This window comes from Pseudomonas sp. BCRC 81390, from assembly GCF_030341915.1.
Classification (GTDB): domain Bacteria; phylum Pseudomonadota; class Gammaproteobacteria; order Pseudomonadales; family Pseudomonadaceae; genus Aquipseudomonas.
Genome location: NZ_JATAAG010000048.1, coordinates 1 through 414 on the forward strand (window position 1 = coordinate 1; position 414 = coordinate 414).

Consider the following 414-nt stretch of genomic DNA (forward strand, 5'->3'; position numbering starts at 1 on the left):
CAGACCCCGGTGACCGTGACCCTGTCCAACGGGCAGACCATTACCGTTGAAGCTGGCAAGACCCAGGGCAGCGTCGATTTCGAAACCCCGGCGAACGACGTCTACAACAATGGCTCGACCGTCAGCACCACGATTACCGGTGCGACCGGTGGCAACTTCGAACAGCTGACGCCGAATCCGACCCCGGCTCAAACCACGATCAACGACTCGGTCGATGTCACCACAGCGACCCTGACGGCGACGCCGTCGGTGACCGAAGGTGGCGTGATCACTTACACCGTGACGCTGAGCAACCCGGCTCAGACCCCGGTGACCGTGACCCTGTCCAACGGGCAGACCATTACCGTTGAAGCTGGCAAGACCCAGGGCAGCGTCGATTTCGAAACCCCGGCGAACGACGTCTACAACAATGGC

General features: G+C 61.6%; 1 protein-coding gene. It reads left to right on the forward strand.

Annotated elements, in window-relative coordinates:
* Positions 1-414 (forward strand): immunoglobulin-like domain-containing protein (locus tag QSV36_RS14645; protein ID WP_289132655.1); only part of this gene is annotated, 414 nt, incomplete at both ends.